Annotated in this window: 16 protein-coding genes; 6 read left to right on the top strand and 10 right to left on the bottom strand. The window is 61.5% G+C overall.

Annotated elements, in window-relative coordinates:
* Positions 1-28: 28 nt before the first annotated feature.
* Positions 29-2,242 (bottom strand): beta-glucosidase family protein, encoded by a 2,214-nt coding sequence (locus tag PQ467_RS20535; RefSeq protein WP_274176339.1) that lies wholly within the window; start codon positions 2,240-2,242, stop codon positions 29-31.
* Between the two features lie 138 nt (positions 2,243-2,380).
* Here PQ467_RS20535 and PQ467_RS20530 point away from each other — a divergent pair, with 138 nt between their 5' ends.
* The 4 genes from PQ467_RS20530 to PQ467_RS20515 all read left to right on the top strand — a co-directional run bounded on the left by PQ467_RS20530 (position 2,381) and on the right by PQ467_RS20515 (position 5,347).
* The gene (locus PQ467_RS20530) at positions 2,381-3,025 is read left to right on the top strand and encodes a TetR/AcrR family transcriptional regulator (RefSeq protein ID WP_274176338.1); all 645 of its coding nucleotides are present in this window, start codon (positions 2,381-2,383) and stop codon (positions 3,023-3,025) included.
* Positions 3,026-3,097: 72 nt separating this feature from the next.
* Positions 3,098-3,418: a hypothetical protein gene (locus tag PQ467_RS20525; RefSeq protein WP_274176337.1), complete on the top strand. Its 321-nt coding sequence runs from the start codon at positions 3,098-3,100 to the stop codon at positions 3,416-3,418.
* A gap of 157 nt (positions 3,419-3,575) precedes the next feature.
* Positions 3,576-4,520, top strand: coding sequence for an SDR family NAD(P)-dependent oxidoreductase (locus PQ467_RS20520; RefSeq protein ID WP_274176336.1), 945 nt, complete (start codon positions 3,576-3,578; stop codon positions 4,518-4,520).
* A gap of 11 nt (positions 4,521-4,531) precedes the next feature.
* Positions 4,532-5,347: an SDR family NAD(P)-dependent oxidoreductase gene (locus PQ467_RS20515; protein WP_274176335.1), complete on the top strand. Its 816-nt coding sequence runs from the start codon at positions 4,532-4,534 to the stop codon at positions 5,345-5,347.
* A gap of 59 nt (positions 5,348-5,406) precedes the next feature.
* Here PQ467_RS20515 and PQ467_RS20510 read toward each other — a convergent pair whose 3' ends face one another.
* The 5 genes from PQ467_RS20510 to PQ467_RS20490 all read right to left on the bottom strand — a co-directional run bounded on the left by PQ467_RS20510 (position 5,407) and on the right by PQ467_RS20490 (position 9,255).
* Positions 5,407-5,928, bottom strand: coding sequence for a flavin reductase family protein (locus tag PQ467_RS20510; RefSeq protein ID WP_274176334.1), 522 nt, complete (start codon positions 5,926-5,928; stop codon positions 5,407-5,409).
* An 82-nt stretch (positions 5,929-6,010) separates the two neighbouring features.
* The gene (locus PQ467_RS20505; RefSeq protein WP_274176333.1) at positions 6,011-7,090 is read right to left on the bottom strand and encodes a Rieske 2Fe-2S domain-containing protein; all 1,080 of its coding nucleotides are present in this window, start codon (positions 7,088-7,090) and stop codon (positions 6,011-6,013) included.
* Between the two features lie 122 nt (positions 7,091-7,212).
* A complete protein-coding gene (locus PQ467_RS20500; protein WP_274176332.1) occupies positions 7,213-7,716 on the bottom strand; it encodes an Lrp/AsnC family transcriptional regulator in 504 nt (167 codons plus the stop codon).
* Between the two features lies 1 nt (position 7,717).
* Entirely contained in the window at positions 7,718-8,191 is a 474-nt protein-coding gene (locus PQ467_RS20495; RefSeq protein WP_274176331.1) for an Lrp/AsnC family transcriptional regulator, read from the bottom strand.
* A gap of 125 nt (positions 8,192-8,316) precedes the next feature.
* On the bottom strand, positions 8,317-9,255 hold the full coding sequence (locus PQ467_RS20490) for an alpha/beta hydrolase (protein WP_274177271.1): 939 nt from the start codon (positions 9,253-9,255) through the stop codon (positions 8,317-8,319).
* A 144-nt stretch (positions 9,256-9,399) separates the two neighbouring features.
* Here PQ467_RS20490 and PQ467_RS20485 point away from each other — a divergent pair, with 144 nt between their 5' ends.
* Both PQ467_RS20485 and PQ467_RS20480 read left to right on the top strand, forming a co-directional pair.
* Positions 9,400-10,188, top strand: coding sequence for a glucose 1-dehydrogenase (locus PQ467_RS20485; protein ID WP_274176330.1), 789 nt, complete (start codon positions 9,400-9,402; stop codon positions 10,186-10,188).
* A gap of 18 nt (positions 10,189-10,206) precedes the next feature.
* Positions 10,207-11,139 carry an AEC family transporter gene (locus PQ467_RS20480; RefSeq protein WP_274176329.1) on the top strand — a complete coding sequence of 311 codons (933 nt, stop codon included), beginning with the start codon at positions 10,207-10,209 and terminating at the stop codon, positions 11,137-11,139.
* A 15-nt stretch (positions 11,140-11,154) separates the two neighbouring features.
* On the opposite strand, the gene PQ467_RS20475 is transcribed toward PQ467_RS20480, so the two are convergent.
* The 4 genes from PQ467_RS20475 to PQ467_RS20460 are packed head-to-tail and all read right to left on the bottom strand — an operon-like array spanning position 11,155 to position 14,396.
* Positions 11,155-12,027 (bottom strand): SDR family NAD(P)-dependent oxidoreductase, encoded by an 873-nt coding sequence (locus tag PQ467_RS20475; RefSeq protein WP_274176328.1) that lies wholly within the window; start codon positions 12,025-12,027, stop codon positions 11,155-11,157.
* Positions 12,028-12,048: 21 nt separating this feature from the next.
* Entirely contained in the window at positions 12,049-12,900 is an 852-nt protein-coding gene (locus tag PQ467_RS20470) for a helix-turn-helix domain-containing protein (protein ID WP_274176327.1), read from the bottom strand.
* A gap of 8 nt (positions 12,901-12,908) precedes the next feature.
* Complete coding sequence (locus PQ467_RS20465) at positions 12,909-13,622, bottom strand: EthD domain-containing protein (RefSeq protein ID WP_274176326.1); 714 nt, start codon at positions 13,620-13,622, stop codon at positions 12,909-12,911.
* A 12-nt stretch (positions 13,623-13,634) separates the two neighbouring features.
* Positions 13,635-14,396 carry an SDR family NAD(P)-dependent oxidoreductase gene (locus PQ467_RS20460; RefSeq protein WP_274176325.1) on the bottom strand — a complete coding sequence of 254 codons (762 nt, stop codon included), beginning with the start codon at positions 14,394-14,396 and terminating at the stop codon, positions 13,635-13,637.
* Positions 14,397-14,451 lie beyond the last annotated feature (55 nt).

Genomic DNA, 14,451 nt, shown 5'->3' with positions numbered 1-14,451 from the left:
GGCTGCTGCCAATTGCCCGCAAAACGCTTTACGGGCGCAGCTTTGCCGCGGTCAGTCTGATCCTTCCGGTCAACACCGGCGCATTGGCGGCGCGGGCCACCTCGACCTTGGCAACATCGGGCTTGACCACCCAGCGCTGGGCCTTGCTGTCGAAATTGGCCAGCAGGCGGGGATCTGCGGTAAGGCTTACCTGCCGCGTCTCGCCCGGCTTCAAATGCGGCTTGCTCCAACCGATCAGGCGGCGTGCCTGACCGGGCAGGGTAAGATAGACCTGCGGCACATCTGCGCCCGCATATTTGCCGGTGTTGGTCACGCGGAAGCTGATGGTGATGCTCTTGCCGCCCTTGATGGTCAGCCCATCATAGGCAAAGCTTGTATAGCTGAGGCCATGGCCAAAGGCATAGAGCGGGACAAGCCCCTTGCGATCATACCAGCGATAGCCGACATCTGCACCCTCGGGATAAGTGATATCGAAGGCGGGGGAATTGGTGTTGATGCCATAGACTGCCTTGTCCGCCGCCGAGGGCGGGGGCAGGGTGGAGCCGGGCAGGACAGGATTGGGCAGTTGGTCGGCCGATGCAGGGAATGTCACCGGCAGGCGGCCAGAGGGATTGACCGCGCCCGACAGGATTCGCCCCAGCGCAAAGGCGCCGCGCTGGCCGAGATACCATGCCGACACAATCGCGGGTACCTTTTCGCGCCAAGGCATCAGAACAGGATTGCCCGTTTCAAGCACGACTACTGTTTTGGCGTTGGCGGCGGCCACCGCCTCAATCAGCGCGTCCTGCCCTTCGTCCAGCGTCAGATCGGTGTTGTCCTCGACCTCGCTGGAAAATTTCTCGGCCAGCACGATGGCGATGTCGGCCTTGGCGGCTGCTTGTGCGGCAGCGGCGACATTGCTGCCGTCCAGATAGGATACTTCGGCGCCTGGCAATGCCGCGCGCAGACCTTCGAGGGGTGACGCACCGCCATAGAGACGCTGCACAAAGCCGTTGGCGGCGTTTTCGCTTCCCTTCAGCTTCAGCTTGATGCCGCCCACCGGCACCACCTGGCTCGATCCGCCGCCGATCAGCGCGCCCGTATCGCCATGGCCGCCGATCAGCACGATTTTGCGCGCGCTGGCCGCCAGCGGCAGGATACCGCCTTCGTTGCGCAGCAGGACGACGCCTTCTTCGGCGGCTTGCTCGGCCACCTTGGCGTTGGCGTCATAATCGATGGTGCCGCGCGCCTTGGGGTCGAAACCTTCCAGACCGTTGGCATAGATGGCATAGAGGATGCGCCGCGCGGCGGTGTCGATGGCGCTGGCGGGAATTTTGCCTGCCGCAACTTCGCGTGCCAATTCGGTGGAGAAATAGCGCTTTTTGTCGAGCTGGTCGCCCGATTGCTGGTCAAGACCTGCCAGCAGGGCTTCGGTTGAATGCACCGCGCCCCAATCCGACATCACAAAGCCCTTGTAGCCCCAGTCGCGCCGCAACACATCGCTCAGCAGGAACTTGTTTTCGCAGGCAAAGACCGTGTTGACGCGGTTGTAGGCGCACATCACTGATCCGGGCTTGCCCTTCTCGATACCCAGTTCAAAGGCCAGCAGGTCGCTCTCGCGCATGGCGACCTCATCCATGTTGACGGTCGCGCTGGAGCGGCCTGTTTCCTGGTTGTTGAGCGCGAAATGCTTGATGGTGGCGATCATCCTGTTGGACTGGACACCGGCGATCTGCTGCCCGACCAGCGTGCCGGCCAGCAGCGGATCCTCACCCAGATACTCAAAATTGCGCCCGCCGCGCGCATCACGCACCAGATTGACCCCGCCCACAAGCATCACGTTCACGCCCTTGGCCCGCGCCTCGCTTCCGATCATACGCCCGCCGGCGTAGAGCGCGGCAGGGTTCCAGGTGGCCGCCAGCGATAGGCCCGAGGGCAGGGAGGTCGCAACATCGCCCGGACGCTGGTTCATCAGGTTTGAGACGCCAAGGCTGGCGTCGCTTTCCACCAGCGGCGGCACGCCAAGGCGCGGCACCCCTTCGATGTAGCCTGCCCCCGTGAACACGCCTTCGGGACGTTTGGCGGGGGCCAGCATCAGCAACATCTTGCCGTGCAGCAGCTCCGCTTTTTCTTCAGCGGTCATTTCCTTGAGCGTGGCATCGGCACGTGCCTGAGCATCGGGCTGATCGGCCAGCGCGGCGCTGCCGGTAAACGCAGCGCTCAGCAGCAGCGCGGCGATGGAGCGTGAGAGCGAAGGGGGCATGGATGGACCTCTCTCGAGCAGTGTTTTTGACCCCTGCGGCGTGACGCTGCGGGTCAGGATTGTCAATAACAAACGGAAGCGTTCGATTTATTTTCGGAGTGATATTGTACGGTCCGTCATCATCTGTATGTTTAAGGTATGAGCAAAGCATCCAAGGAAACCGCGCCGCGCCGTGGCCGTCCCTCGCTGGCGCGGGTCAAGGCGATTGAGGCCGCAATTGTCACCAGCGCGCGCGCCATGTTTTTCACCGATGGTTTTGATGGGGTGGCCATGGAGCAGGTGGCGACACAGGCGGGCATTTCCAAAGGCACGCTTTACGCCCGCTATCCTTCAAAGGAGGCGCTCTTCAAAGAGGTGATTGAGGCCACGATCCGCGATTGGGCCGAAGAAGCCTCTGGAGAGGATTATCTGCTCAATGACAGTATCGAAGAGCGACTGCGCCATCATGCGCGCACCATTGCACAATGGCTATTCAGACCTGATGTGATTGCCCTGCAACGGGCCTTGCAGGGGGTGCAGGAGCGCTTCCCCCAATTGGCCCGCACGATGTACAAAACGGGTTATCTCTACATTGTCGAACTGATCGCCGCCGACATTGTGAATGCCGGAAAACGCGATGGCATTCCCGCGCGCGATCCTTTGCGCATTGCGCGGATGCTGGTGGCGGCCATCGCCGGTTATCAGGCGCAGGAATCCTTTCGCGGTCATGTGTCGGATGAGGAAATGGCCGATTATGCGCAGGGTGTCGTGTCCATGCTGATGGCGGCGCGGCGGGATTGGTGAGCGTGAAGAATCCGATTGTTATTAGTACGGGTCCGTGCGATATAGCGGCGGTCATCAGAGAGGATTCGTTCTATGCGTAATTTTGTTGCCGGTGCTGCGCTCGCGCTCATCCTGTCCGCCGCCCCGATGGTTCAGGCTGCTGAAACCAAGCCTGCCGCGGCAAAACCCGCCGCTCCCAAGTACAGCACGGCTGATACTGACATCGGTACACTGCTCGACAACCCTGTGACCAAGGCAATCATCGAAAAAAACATCCCGGGCATGACCACCAATCCCCAGATCGATATGGCGCGCGGCATGACCTTGCGCGCTATTCAGGCCTATGCCGCCGAAGAGGTGACCGACGCCCGTCTGGCCGCGATTGACGCTGAATTGGCCAAGGTTACGAGCTGAATTGGCCTGCCATCCTTGAGCGCGAGAGCCTTCGGGCCTCGCTCTCAGACAGGGCGCTGTCGCAGGGCGACGGCGCCCTTTTCTTTGGCCACATTGTATAGTAACCACTCACTTATAAATGCGGCGTCAGGCCAATGCGTCATGGGGAGAGGACCCAATGAGTGAGTTACGATTCGATGGTCGTGTAGCGATCGTCACGGGTGCCGGAGGCGGTCTGGGCAAGGCATATGCCGGCCTTTTGGCCAGTCGCGGTGCCAAGGTTCTGGTCAATGATCTGGGCGGGCAATTCAACGGGGCCGGTTCTGATGCTTCCTATGCCGAGGCAGCGGCGGCGGAAATCCGTGCGGCGGGCGGGATTGCCGAGGCCAATACCGACTCGGTCGCCACATCCGCAGGCGCCAACGCTATCATTGCCGACGCCATCCGGCGCTGGGGTCAGGTCGATATTCTGGTCAACAATGCCGGTGTTGTCTGTGCCTCCGGCCCTCTGGACACAGTTTCCGACGAGCAGTGGGAAACCGATATGGCCGTGTCAGCCAGCGGCACCTTTTTTACCAGCCGCGCCGTTTGGGCGCATATGCGCGACCGCAATTACGGGCGCATCGTCAATATCGCGTCGGGCTCTTGGTTCGGCATGGGCTCCGGTGTTCCCTATCCTGCGGCCAAAGGTGCCTGCTGGGCGATGACGCGCGGACTTGCTGTTGCAGCACAGGCCCAAGGCAAAGACATTCGCGTCAATTGCATCATGCCGATCGCGGGCACGCGGATGACCGCGCTGATGGGGGAGGCGATCGCCGCGATCATGAACCGCGATTTCCCTCCCCACGCGGTGGCGCCGGTTGTGGGCCTGCTCGCCCATGAGAGCGCGGGCTGCAACGGCGAAATGTTCACCGTGGGCGGGGGCGGTTTCGCCCGGGTGTTTGTGGGGCGCAGCGCCGGTTATAACGGCACCAACAAGGATTGGGCCATTGAAGATGCGGCGGCCAATTTTGACCGGGCCTTTGCCACGGACAGCTACACGATCCCAAATGATTCCTTCGACGATGCCTCGCAATTTCCCTCGGACGTGCCGTGGGATGCGTTCCGTCAGTATATCGCTTGAAGGGGGGCGCCATGGGCAGATTGAATGGCAAGGTGGCGATTGTCACCGGGGCAGGTCGCGTGGGCAACATCGGCGTTGCGGTGGCGCGCGCTTTCCTGCGCGAAGGCGCCAGGGCGGTGATCGCCACAGACATGCGCGCCGAGGAGGGGTATGACATTCGCGCATTGGTGGCCGGTGACGGGCATGCCGGGGTGTTCAGGCTGGTTGAACATGATGTCACCAGCGAAGCGGATTGGGCACGCATCGTGAGCGATACGGTGGCCGAATTTGACGGACTGGACGTGCTGGTCAACAATGCGGGCATCGCGGTGCATGGCGGCATCCTGCAGACCTCGCTGGAGGATTTGCGCAAGGCGATGGCGGTCAACCATGACGCGCTGTTTCTGGGGATCAAGGCCTGCGCGGCGGCACTGGGGCAGGCGCATACGCGTTTTGCAGGCGGCGGCGTGGTCATCAACAATCTGTCGATGGCCTCCTATATGATGAATGCCACCAACATTGGCTATCACGTCTCGAAAGCGGCGGGGCGGATGCTCACCACCTGTGCCGCGCTGGAACTGGGGCCTCAGAAAATCCGCGTCAATTCGGTGCATCCCGGCGTGACGATGACCCCGTTGATCCGTGAGGGTCTGGAGGCCTATGTCGCGGCGGGGATGTGGGAATCCACCGATGCCGCCGAAGCGGCCCTGGCGGCCATGAACCCGCTGGGCAGGGCGAGCCAGCCTGAAGACACCGCCCATGCCTTTGTCTATCTGGCATCCGAAGAGGCGCAATTCGTGACGGGCGCCTCGCTCTATCACGATGGCGGCATCGGCCTGCGTTATTGAGGCCATCTGGGAAATGGGAGCAGGGCCTGGCCCATGCCCCCATTTCCCAGCGCGCGCTTTTACGCGGACAGGGGTGTAAGCATGCCCAGTCCGCCATTGCCCCAGCCAAGGATCTCCTTGCCGCCTGAGGCAATGACTTCCGTCACATCGCCGATCAGCACGTCATGCGTGCCGTGCGAGATGGCATGGCGGATTGTGCAGAAAATCGCGGCGGGCGCGCCTGCGATATACCAGACTTTGCCATTCTGCTTCCACGTTTCCCCGGCAAAACGCTCATCACGACGGGCGGGGCCCGCAAAGGGGCCGAGATGATCACCGGTCTGGGGGCAGAGCAGGTTGATGCAGAATTTTCCCGCCTTGAGCATCGCCACATGGCTTGAGCCCGAACGGTTGACCGCCACCGCCATCGAGCAGGGATCGAGCGCAACCGGCATGATCGCCGACATCGCCAGCCCGACCGGTTCGCCGGTGGCTGGGTCGTGACTGGTCACCACGCCGACAGGCGCAGGCATATGGCGCAGTACGGTCTTGAGCATACCGGCAAGATCTGCGCTCTCGGCGGCATGGGATTGGGTGGTCATACTGCTCCCCATTCGGCAGCGTTGTAAGAAAAGGCCGACAGAGCGTTTTCCTCTGCCGGCCTTCTTGCGAGAGGGACAGGGTTCAGGCCGCGTCGATTTCCCAAGGCGCCTCAAGCGTGCCTTTGGTAACATAACGGCCATTGACGCGCTTCTGGAATTCCTGCGCGCGGGCGCGGGGGTTGTAAAACTGGCGATACCAGATGCGCAGCTTGTCAAACGGACCATCGCCGCGCACCATCATCGGATGGGTGCAGGCACGTTTGTTGCCCCATATCTCGAAATCCTGGGCGAAGGCGAAAATACCCGCTTCCTCATAGCCCTTGGCCAAGGCCACATCAGCCTCCGATGGCTCGGCATTGGGCACTTTGACCGAAAGGCCGTACCACACCTTGATGCGGCCATCGTCGACCGGCGTGTGGGTGATCAGCATCAGCGAGGGCATTTCACCGACCATGATGGACTGGAGAATGCCGGGGCCGGTGTACCACGTATCGTTGAGCATCGGCTCTGCCCCGGCCAGCGTCTTGTGTCCGCCCAGAAGGATCTGGCGCACCTTGATGTCGTCAAACTCGTTTTCAAAGCGGATCATGTCGATCGAGCCATGCACAGGTTCGAGGTGCGACTTGTCGGTCATGTTGTCGACCACCTCCTGCGGGTGGCAGTCGAGTTCGCCCAGACACCTCAGGTTCCAGTTGACCCAATGCGGCGCGTTATAATCGGCAAAGGCGGGAAGGTCATAGTCCGGCTCGCCCCCCTCTTCATCGTGCCACAGCCAGATCGCACCGGCACGCTCTACCAACGGCCAGCTTTTGACGCAGGCCTTCTTGGGGATCGGCGCGGGTGAATAGGGGATTTCGTTGCATTGCCCATCCGGCCCAAAGCGCCAGGCGTGATAGGGGCAGCGGATCGAATCGCCTTCGACATGCTTTTTGTCCTTGATCACGTAGGACGAACTGTTCTTGGCCAGATGGGTGCCCATATGCGGGCAGTAGGCTTCGAGCAAAATCGGCTTGCCGCTCGCCTTGCCGCGATAAAGCACCATGTCCTGGGCGAAGAAGCGCACCGCGACAGGGGTTTCCGTGGCATCCTCAGATTGGGCGATCATGAACCAGCCGCGCGGGAAGGTGAATTCCCCTAGGCTGTAGTCTTTTGTTTGTGCCATTTCCCAAACCTCCGTTTCCTCCGGGTTTAGCGTATTTCGTAGGTTATGGAAAGTGCTTGGTGATGGTTTTGGATCTTATTGCGTCAATTAAACTTGCAATGCGTAATTGTATGTCAATCTTGTTACGCACCTTCGGTTGTCGAGGCATCCTCTGCAACCATGTCTGCCTTTATCCGGGCTACCCGCGCATTATAACGGATCGTGCGCACCGCGATCGAGGTTTCCACATGATGCACGCCGGAAATTGCGAGGATGCGATCCGAAGCGACCTCCACCACTTCGTCCAGTTCCTCAAACAGGCACATGGCCAGAATGTTGAATTGGCCCATCGTAATCATCACCGCGTTGATCAGAGGCAAATCGCTGATCTGGCGGGCGATGGCGCGCACATTGTTCACGTCGGCCTGAACGCTGATGAAGGCAAGGCGCGACTTTTGTGCGATGCCAAAGCTGGTGATGGCGGTAAAGGCGATCAGTCCGTCCTGCTGAAGACGCTTGATCCGGCCGCGCACCGTGCCTTCGGTGACGCCCAGCTCGCTGGCAATCTTGCGATTGGAGACGCGGGCATCGCGCGAAAGAATGTCGATCAACTGGCGGTCAAGATCGTCGAGTTGGACAGCGGCCATGTCAGCTCCTCGCCTCGATCGGGGCGATATCGAATTGATATTTGATGATGTCGACCACGATGGCGGGCGTCATCGTGCGGATGCCGTGCACCTGCGAAAACTTGTCAAGCAGGAGGTTGGCCAGATCGTCAAAGTCGCGCAAGGCCACCAGAAGGTCGATGTCATAGCGGCCCGTCACCAGATGGGCGGCAAAAACTTCGGGAAACTGCGCCAGTTCCTCAGCCACGGCCGAGGCCGGACGACCGTCAACCTCGATGGCCACTTGCATCAGGAAATTAAAACCGTGGGCGGCAAAATCGGAAACGGCCACCACGCGCAACTGGTTGGCATCCTCCATCCGGCGGATGCGCGAGGACACCGTCGTGGCGGTAAGCCCGAGCGTTTCGGCGATCTGCTGGTTGGTTGCGCGGCCATTGCGGCGCAACTGCTCCACAATGTTGCGGTCGATCGTATCCAATGCGAACTTCTGCGTCATAGTATCTGCCAAACCGTCACCTCGAGATCTGCCTGACTGCGCGGCCCGGGATTGGTCGTCAATAGCGATGTTGTTTTTGGCAACAGTTTGCTGTCGGGCGCCTCGCGGGCGCGCTGGGGTGGGCATCATGATCGCGCCAGTGCGGCCCGAAGCGCGGCGCCGGCTTTGTCAATCCATGGCAAAGCCGACGGCACCTGTTCGAACATGCTGATGAATCCGTGAATCATGCCGGTCGCTTCGAGCAGCAAACATGGCGTCCCTGCTGCCGACAGCCTTGCGGCATAGGCGGCCCCTTCGTCGCGCAGCGGATCATATTGCGCGGTTATGATGGTTGCCGGAGGCAAGTTTCCAAGGTCGGGGTGACGCAGCAAGGCAGCAAGGCTGGGCGTTGCCGCCTCATCCGTGCCGACATAGGATTTCCAGAACCAGCGCATGATGGAGGTCGACAGGAAATAGTCGCCATTGCCATTCGCCTGATACGACTCATTGTCCAGATTGCGATCCGTCACGGGGTAGAGCAGCAATTGTGCATCCAAGCCGGAAACCTCCGCGTCGCGCAACCGGATAGCGGCTGCGGCGGCCACATTGGCTCCGGCACTGTCCCCAGCAAGCGCCATGCGCGATACGTCAACCCCCAGCGATTCTGCCGCATTTTGACACCAGATCACCGTCTCGACCGCATCGTCAAGCGCGTCGGGGTAGGGGCTTTCCGGCGCAAGGCGATAGGCAAGCGAGAGAAAGGCCGCGCCGCTGGCCCGGGCCAATGCGCGACAGGTGGCATCATGGGTGTCGAGCGTGCCCAGAACCCAGCCGCCGCCGTGGAGGTAGACGACAAGCGGCGGCAGGATGGAGTCGGTTTCCGGCACATACAGCCGCGCCGCAAGCGTTCTGCCTTTGAGCGGGATCTCGATGTTCTGCACGCGGGCCATGCTGATCGGCGCGCCTGTGGCCATGGGGGCGTCCAGCATGGCCCGCAATTGGGCTGCCGGGATGGCGTCATAATCAAGCGGCGGCATGGCTGGCAGCGTGTCCAGCAAAGCGGCAATTTCAGCGTTCAGCGACATCATGCCTCCCATATTTGCGTTTTATATTGCAATAAATGATACGCGAATGAAGTCAGATATCCAAGAAATCTATCATATCGCGTATTGTCTTGGCCTTGGTCGCCGTCTATCTCAAGCCCCAAAGCGAAAAAGGGAGCATGCCTGATGAGACGTCTTGAAAACAGTGTGGCCATTGTCAGCGGCGGCGCGCGCGGGATCGGCGAGGGTATCGTTCGCCGGTTTGTCGAGGAGGGCGCCAAGGTGATGATCACCGACCTGCTTGATGATCTGGGGCAGGCGTTGGCCGATGAGCTTGGCGAAAACACCGCATACCACCATCTTGATGTCACCTCGCGTGAACAATGGGCCACCGTGGTCGCCGCCGCCGAAGCGCGGTTCGGCAAGCTCGACACGTTGGTCAACAATGCCGGCGTGCTGGTGTTCAACCGTTTTGACGACCACACCGATGCCCAGATCGACATGCTGCTCAACGTCAACCTCAAGGGTGTGATTTATGGCAGCCAGGCCGCCATACCGGCCATTGAGCGCGCCGGGGGCGGCGCCATCATCAATATGAGCAGCGCCGACGGCCTTGAGGGCGCCAATGCGGTGTCGGTCTATTCCTCCACCAAATTTGCCGTGCGCGGCCTGACCAAGGCGATGGCGCTGGAGCTGGGCTTCCGCAAGATCCGCGTGAACTCGATCCATCCGGGCGGGATCTTTACGCCGCTGGCCAACCCCCACAACATGTCCAAGGAAGAATACGACAGGAACTACTGGATCTATCCCGCGCAATATGCGGGCGAGCCCAGGGATATTGCCGCCGCCGCTGCCTATCTGGCGTCCGACGATGCGCGCTATTGCATGGGCACGGAACTGGCCGTAGATGGCGGCTTGACGGCGGGTCACTATTACATGGGCTTCCCCGGCTCACCTGCTGCGCCGCAGGGCTGAGGTTCACAGCGCCGCATCATGTTTTCCATTGTGCTTTCGGCTCTGCTGCCGGTCTTTTCGCTCATCGCTCTCGGTTTTGCGATGGGGCGGCGCAATCTGTTGGGAGAGCACGGGTTTCCCGTGCTCAACCGCTTTGTGATCACCATTACCCTGCCGGTGCTGACGTTCCGCCAGTTGGCGCGGATCGAACTGGCGGGCGGGGTTATGGCGCAGATGAGCGTGGCGGTGCTGGGCGGTGCGCTGGGCATTTACGCTTTGGCTTTCGCGCTTGAACGGCTGCTGGGGCGCTCGCGGGCTGACGCCAATATCGTCGGGTTGGGCTCGGGCTATGGCAACATTGGTTTTGTCGGCCTGCCGATCATGCTGATTGTCTATGGTCCGGCGGTGATGGCACCGGCGGCGGTGGGCATTGCGCTCAATGCGGCCATTGTTTTCGGCATTGGCATTCTGGTCGGCCAACTGGCGCTGCACGGTGAAATGGGGCTGCGTGCGGGCGTGTTAGTGGCGCTGCGCTCGGTCATGCGCAGTCCGCTGATCCTTTCGGCCTTTCTTGGCGTGGTGTGGGCGGCCCTGCGTCTGCCGATTCCGGCTGTGGCCGACAAATTTCTCGATCTGCTCGGCTCGGCCACGGCGCCTTGCGCGCTGGTGGCCATCGGCCTGTTTACCGCGCAGCAAAAACTGGCCCATATCGAGCCTGTGGTATGGCGCATCGTGGTGTTCAAACTGGTGGCGCAGCCTTTGCTCACCGCGCTGATCGTGTGGTTCCTGCCCGGATTGCCGCCTTTCTGGGGCAAGATGGCCATTCTGATGGCGGGCCTTCCGGCGGGCACCAGCAGCTTTTTGCTGGCGGGCGGGGCCGGGCGCTGGGCGCAGCAGACCAGTTCGCTGGCGATTGTGATGACCACCACCTGCGCCGCGCTCAGTCTCGCCGTCATGCTCCTTCTGCTCTGATCTACGGAGGTCTGGTCAATAGACTGCGGCGGGATTTTTCGCGCGCGGGCTGCCCAGCATCGCGCGGTGTGACGGCGGCTGCTTGCCCCGATCCGTGATGCCCAGATTCAAGGCGATCTCCGCCCCGATCAGCGTTTCGCCGGACAATTGCTCACGGTTTGGCGCGCGGTCGATGGCGTCGAGAATATGGGCCGAAAACTCGGGATTTTCCGCCATGGCCAGAAAGCCCTCATACTGTTCGGGGTGGGTTTGCGCGGAAATCTGCGAGCGCTCCGTGATCTGCATGCCCAGCCACAGCGAGACCGCAATGACCCCGGTGCCGCGCAGATCATGCTCCATGTCATGCGCCAGCTTGTCGAGACCAGCCTTTTGCGCTCCATAGGCTGGACCGTGCATATAGCATGAGGCGCCAAAGGACGATGTCATCGCGATAAGTCCGCTGCCCTGCGGCACCATGATCTTTGCCGCGTGCCAACTGGCCACATAGGCCGAACGCAGGCCGACATCGAGAATCCTGACCGCATCAAGCTCCTTTTCCCAGAACGGCATTTTCTCGATAAGTTGGTGATGGATGTAGGCGGCATTGTTGACCAGCATATCGAGACGGCCCTGCTCCGCCCTGATCTGTTCGAACAGGCGCGCCACCTGCGCATCATCGGCATGATCGCACAGCACGGCAATGCCCTTGCCGCCCGCCTGCGTCACCGCCTCGGCGGTTTGGGCGACAGTGCCGGGCAGCACCGTTCCATCCCAGCCTTTCGCGTCGCCCGGCGTCACCGTGCGACCGGTGACATAGACCGTATAGCCCAGTTCACCCAATCCGCGCGCAATGCCCGCGCCCGCGCCTCGACTGGCGCCGGTTACCAGAGCCACTTTGTTGGTCGTCATCGGCTAACTCTCCCTAAAATCCTATGCGGTTTCCTGCCGGGTCTGCTGACGGAAGCGGGCGGGCGAGAGGCCCGTTGCGCGTCTGAAGGCGCGTGCAAAACTGTTGGTATGGGTAAAGCCGCAAGCTGCCGAAATCGCCTTGATCGGCATATCCGGCGAGGCGAGCAGATCCTTGGCGTGTTTCATGCAAAAGTTTTCGATATAGCTGGTCACGCTCTCGCCGGTCAGGTTGCTGAACTGGCGATGCAGATGGCGGGTCGAAATGCCGCACAGCCGGGCCAGTTCACCGGCCGTCGGGCGATCGCCGCTGGCCGCAAGCCGGTCGCGGATGCGGCGATATTGCCAGGGTGCCAGCCTGCCCTGGGCATGGCGCTGCGCCTGCTGGGCGAACTGGCGGCGGACCTCAAGGCAGATCAGTTGGTGATAGGCTTGCAGCGCGTCATCCGCCCGGTCGAGCGGGTTGATCAGTTCGCGCTGGGCGAGACCCATCAATTGCCGCAAGCTGTCGCTGCGCAGGTTGAGCAGGCCTTGCAGGAAGCCAAGGTCGGGATCGGGGCACAGGCTGAGGATCTCGCGCGCCTGCGCCTCGGCGATGACGCAGCGCAGCACGCGGATATGCCCCCCTTCCGAGCGCCCGCTGATCCGTATGCCGGGATAGCGCACAAACATCCGCCCCATAAAGCAATGCCGCCCCTCGGCCAGATCGGGAAAAGTGGCCGCCGCATCCGCCGCCAGCGGAGGCAGCGACATTTCCACCATCAGCTCGCTTTCCTTGCGCGTAAAACTGATCATCGAGGGCCAGTGCCATTCGACCAGTTCAATGCTTCCCGTGGCAAACCGGGCGCAGTGCAGTATCGTGGGCGTCAATTCCATGGGCTTGCTCAGGCTTTGGCGGCGGAGAAATCGAACTGGCTGGTGGGAATGATGTCGATCCGCGAGAAGTCGATGAAGCGGTTGCAGCTGTCGATCATCGTGGCGAGATTGGCCTCGAACTTTGGCTGATCGCCCACGGCGTCGAAGAAGGCCTGCGGGTTGACCATGGCGGCCTCGGGGAAACATTCCTCGACAAAGGCGTCGTAGGCGGGGGCGTCAGGTGTCAAAGGGCTTACGATCAGGTTCTGGACATATTCGAAATTGGCCTGCGTCTCGATCGCGACGTGGGTGTGGTGGCTGTGCCAGACATGGATCGCCTCGGCATGCGAAAGGTCGCTGCGAAAGGAGATGAAGCTGGCTTGCGACCAGCCCCAGGTGCGCGAACCCGGTGCGGGAGGGTGGCTGGTATTGGCGATGATGGTCGATTCCGCCACCAGCCATGCGGCAAAACGCGCACAGTGTCGGGCCAGCGCGGCATCCACCGCGCCGCGAAACCGTGCATTCGCGGAAGGAAGCCAGAATTGCGCCACCGCATCCTGCTGGGGCGTCTGCCAGCTTTGCACCAGAGATGCGGCGGGCCGCACCGCCTCGTCGCGCAGGTTGAGCCGGATGCCGCTGGCCCCGGCGTCCGCCAGCGCTGCGGGCAATTCCACCAGCAGACGAGCATTGAACGTCTCGCGCTCTTGCTCACCTGCCCACAGCGCCACAATGACCTTTTCCATGGTCAGCTTTCCTTAGTCAAAATTGGCCTGTCCGCCGTCCAGCGGCACCGTTGCGCCGGTGAGATAGGACAGATCCTGTCCGCACAAGGCGACAATGGCGCGGCCGATATCCTCCTCAAGCCGCCCGATGCGGCCAAGCGGAATGGTGCGGAAGAAGGCTTGCGCCTCTTCGGGATTGTTTTCGATCCACCATTTGAGGCCCGGCGATTCGGCATGTGGGGCGATGGTCAGGACGCGGATTTTATCCGGCCCATATTCCGAAGCCGCCGCGCGGGTCAGCGCACGGATCGCCTGCTTGGTTGCGCCATAGGCGCCGTATCCAGCCATGTCCCAGCGGATTCCCGCTGAAGAGGCAAAATTGAAGATTGTCCCGCCGCCGCGTGCCGCCATCGGCGCGCGGGCCAGTTTCATCAGGCGAAAGCTGGCCAGCGGACCCGATTCAAAACCGGCCAGAAACGCTTCATCACTCACGTCATCAAAGCGGCCCAGCGGCACTTCCTGAGCATTGTTGACCAGAATATCCAGCCCGCCGAATTGATTGACAGCAGCCTCAACCGTGCCGGCCAGATCCTCGGCCACGCGCACGTTGCAGGCCACGGCAACGGCCTCGCCGCCTCGTTCCCTGATCTGGCGCACGGTGTCCTCAACCTTGGCCAGCGTGCGGGATGCGGCAACAACTTTGGCCCCGGCCGCGGCCAGCGCGAGCGACACACCTTGCCCGATTCCCTGTCCCGCGCCCGTGACAATCGCCACCTTGCCGTCCAACATGCTCATCGCCTATCCCATTTCTCGTAATTGTTATTGTCAAATATTACGCATGAAGCGCCGG

This window comes from Novosphingobium sp. KACC 22771, from assembly GCF_028736195.1.
In the GTDB taxonomy this organism is placed as follows: domain Bacteria; phylum Pseudomonadota; class Alphaproteobacteria; order Sphingomonadales; family Sphingomonadaceae; genus Novosphingobium.
Note: the sequence above shows the minus strand (reverse complement) of the source record. Positions and strands in the feature narration are given on the sequence as shown.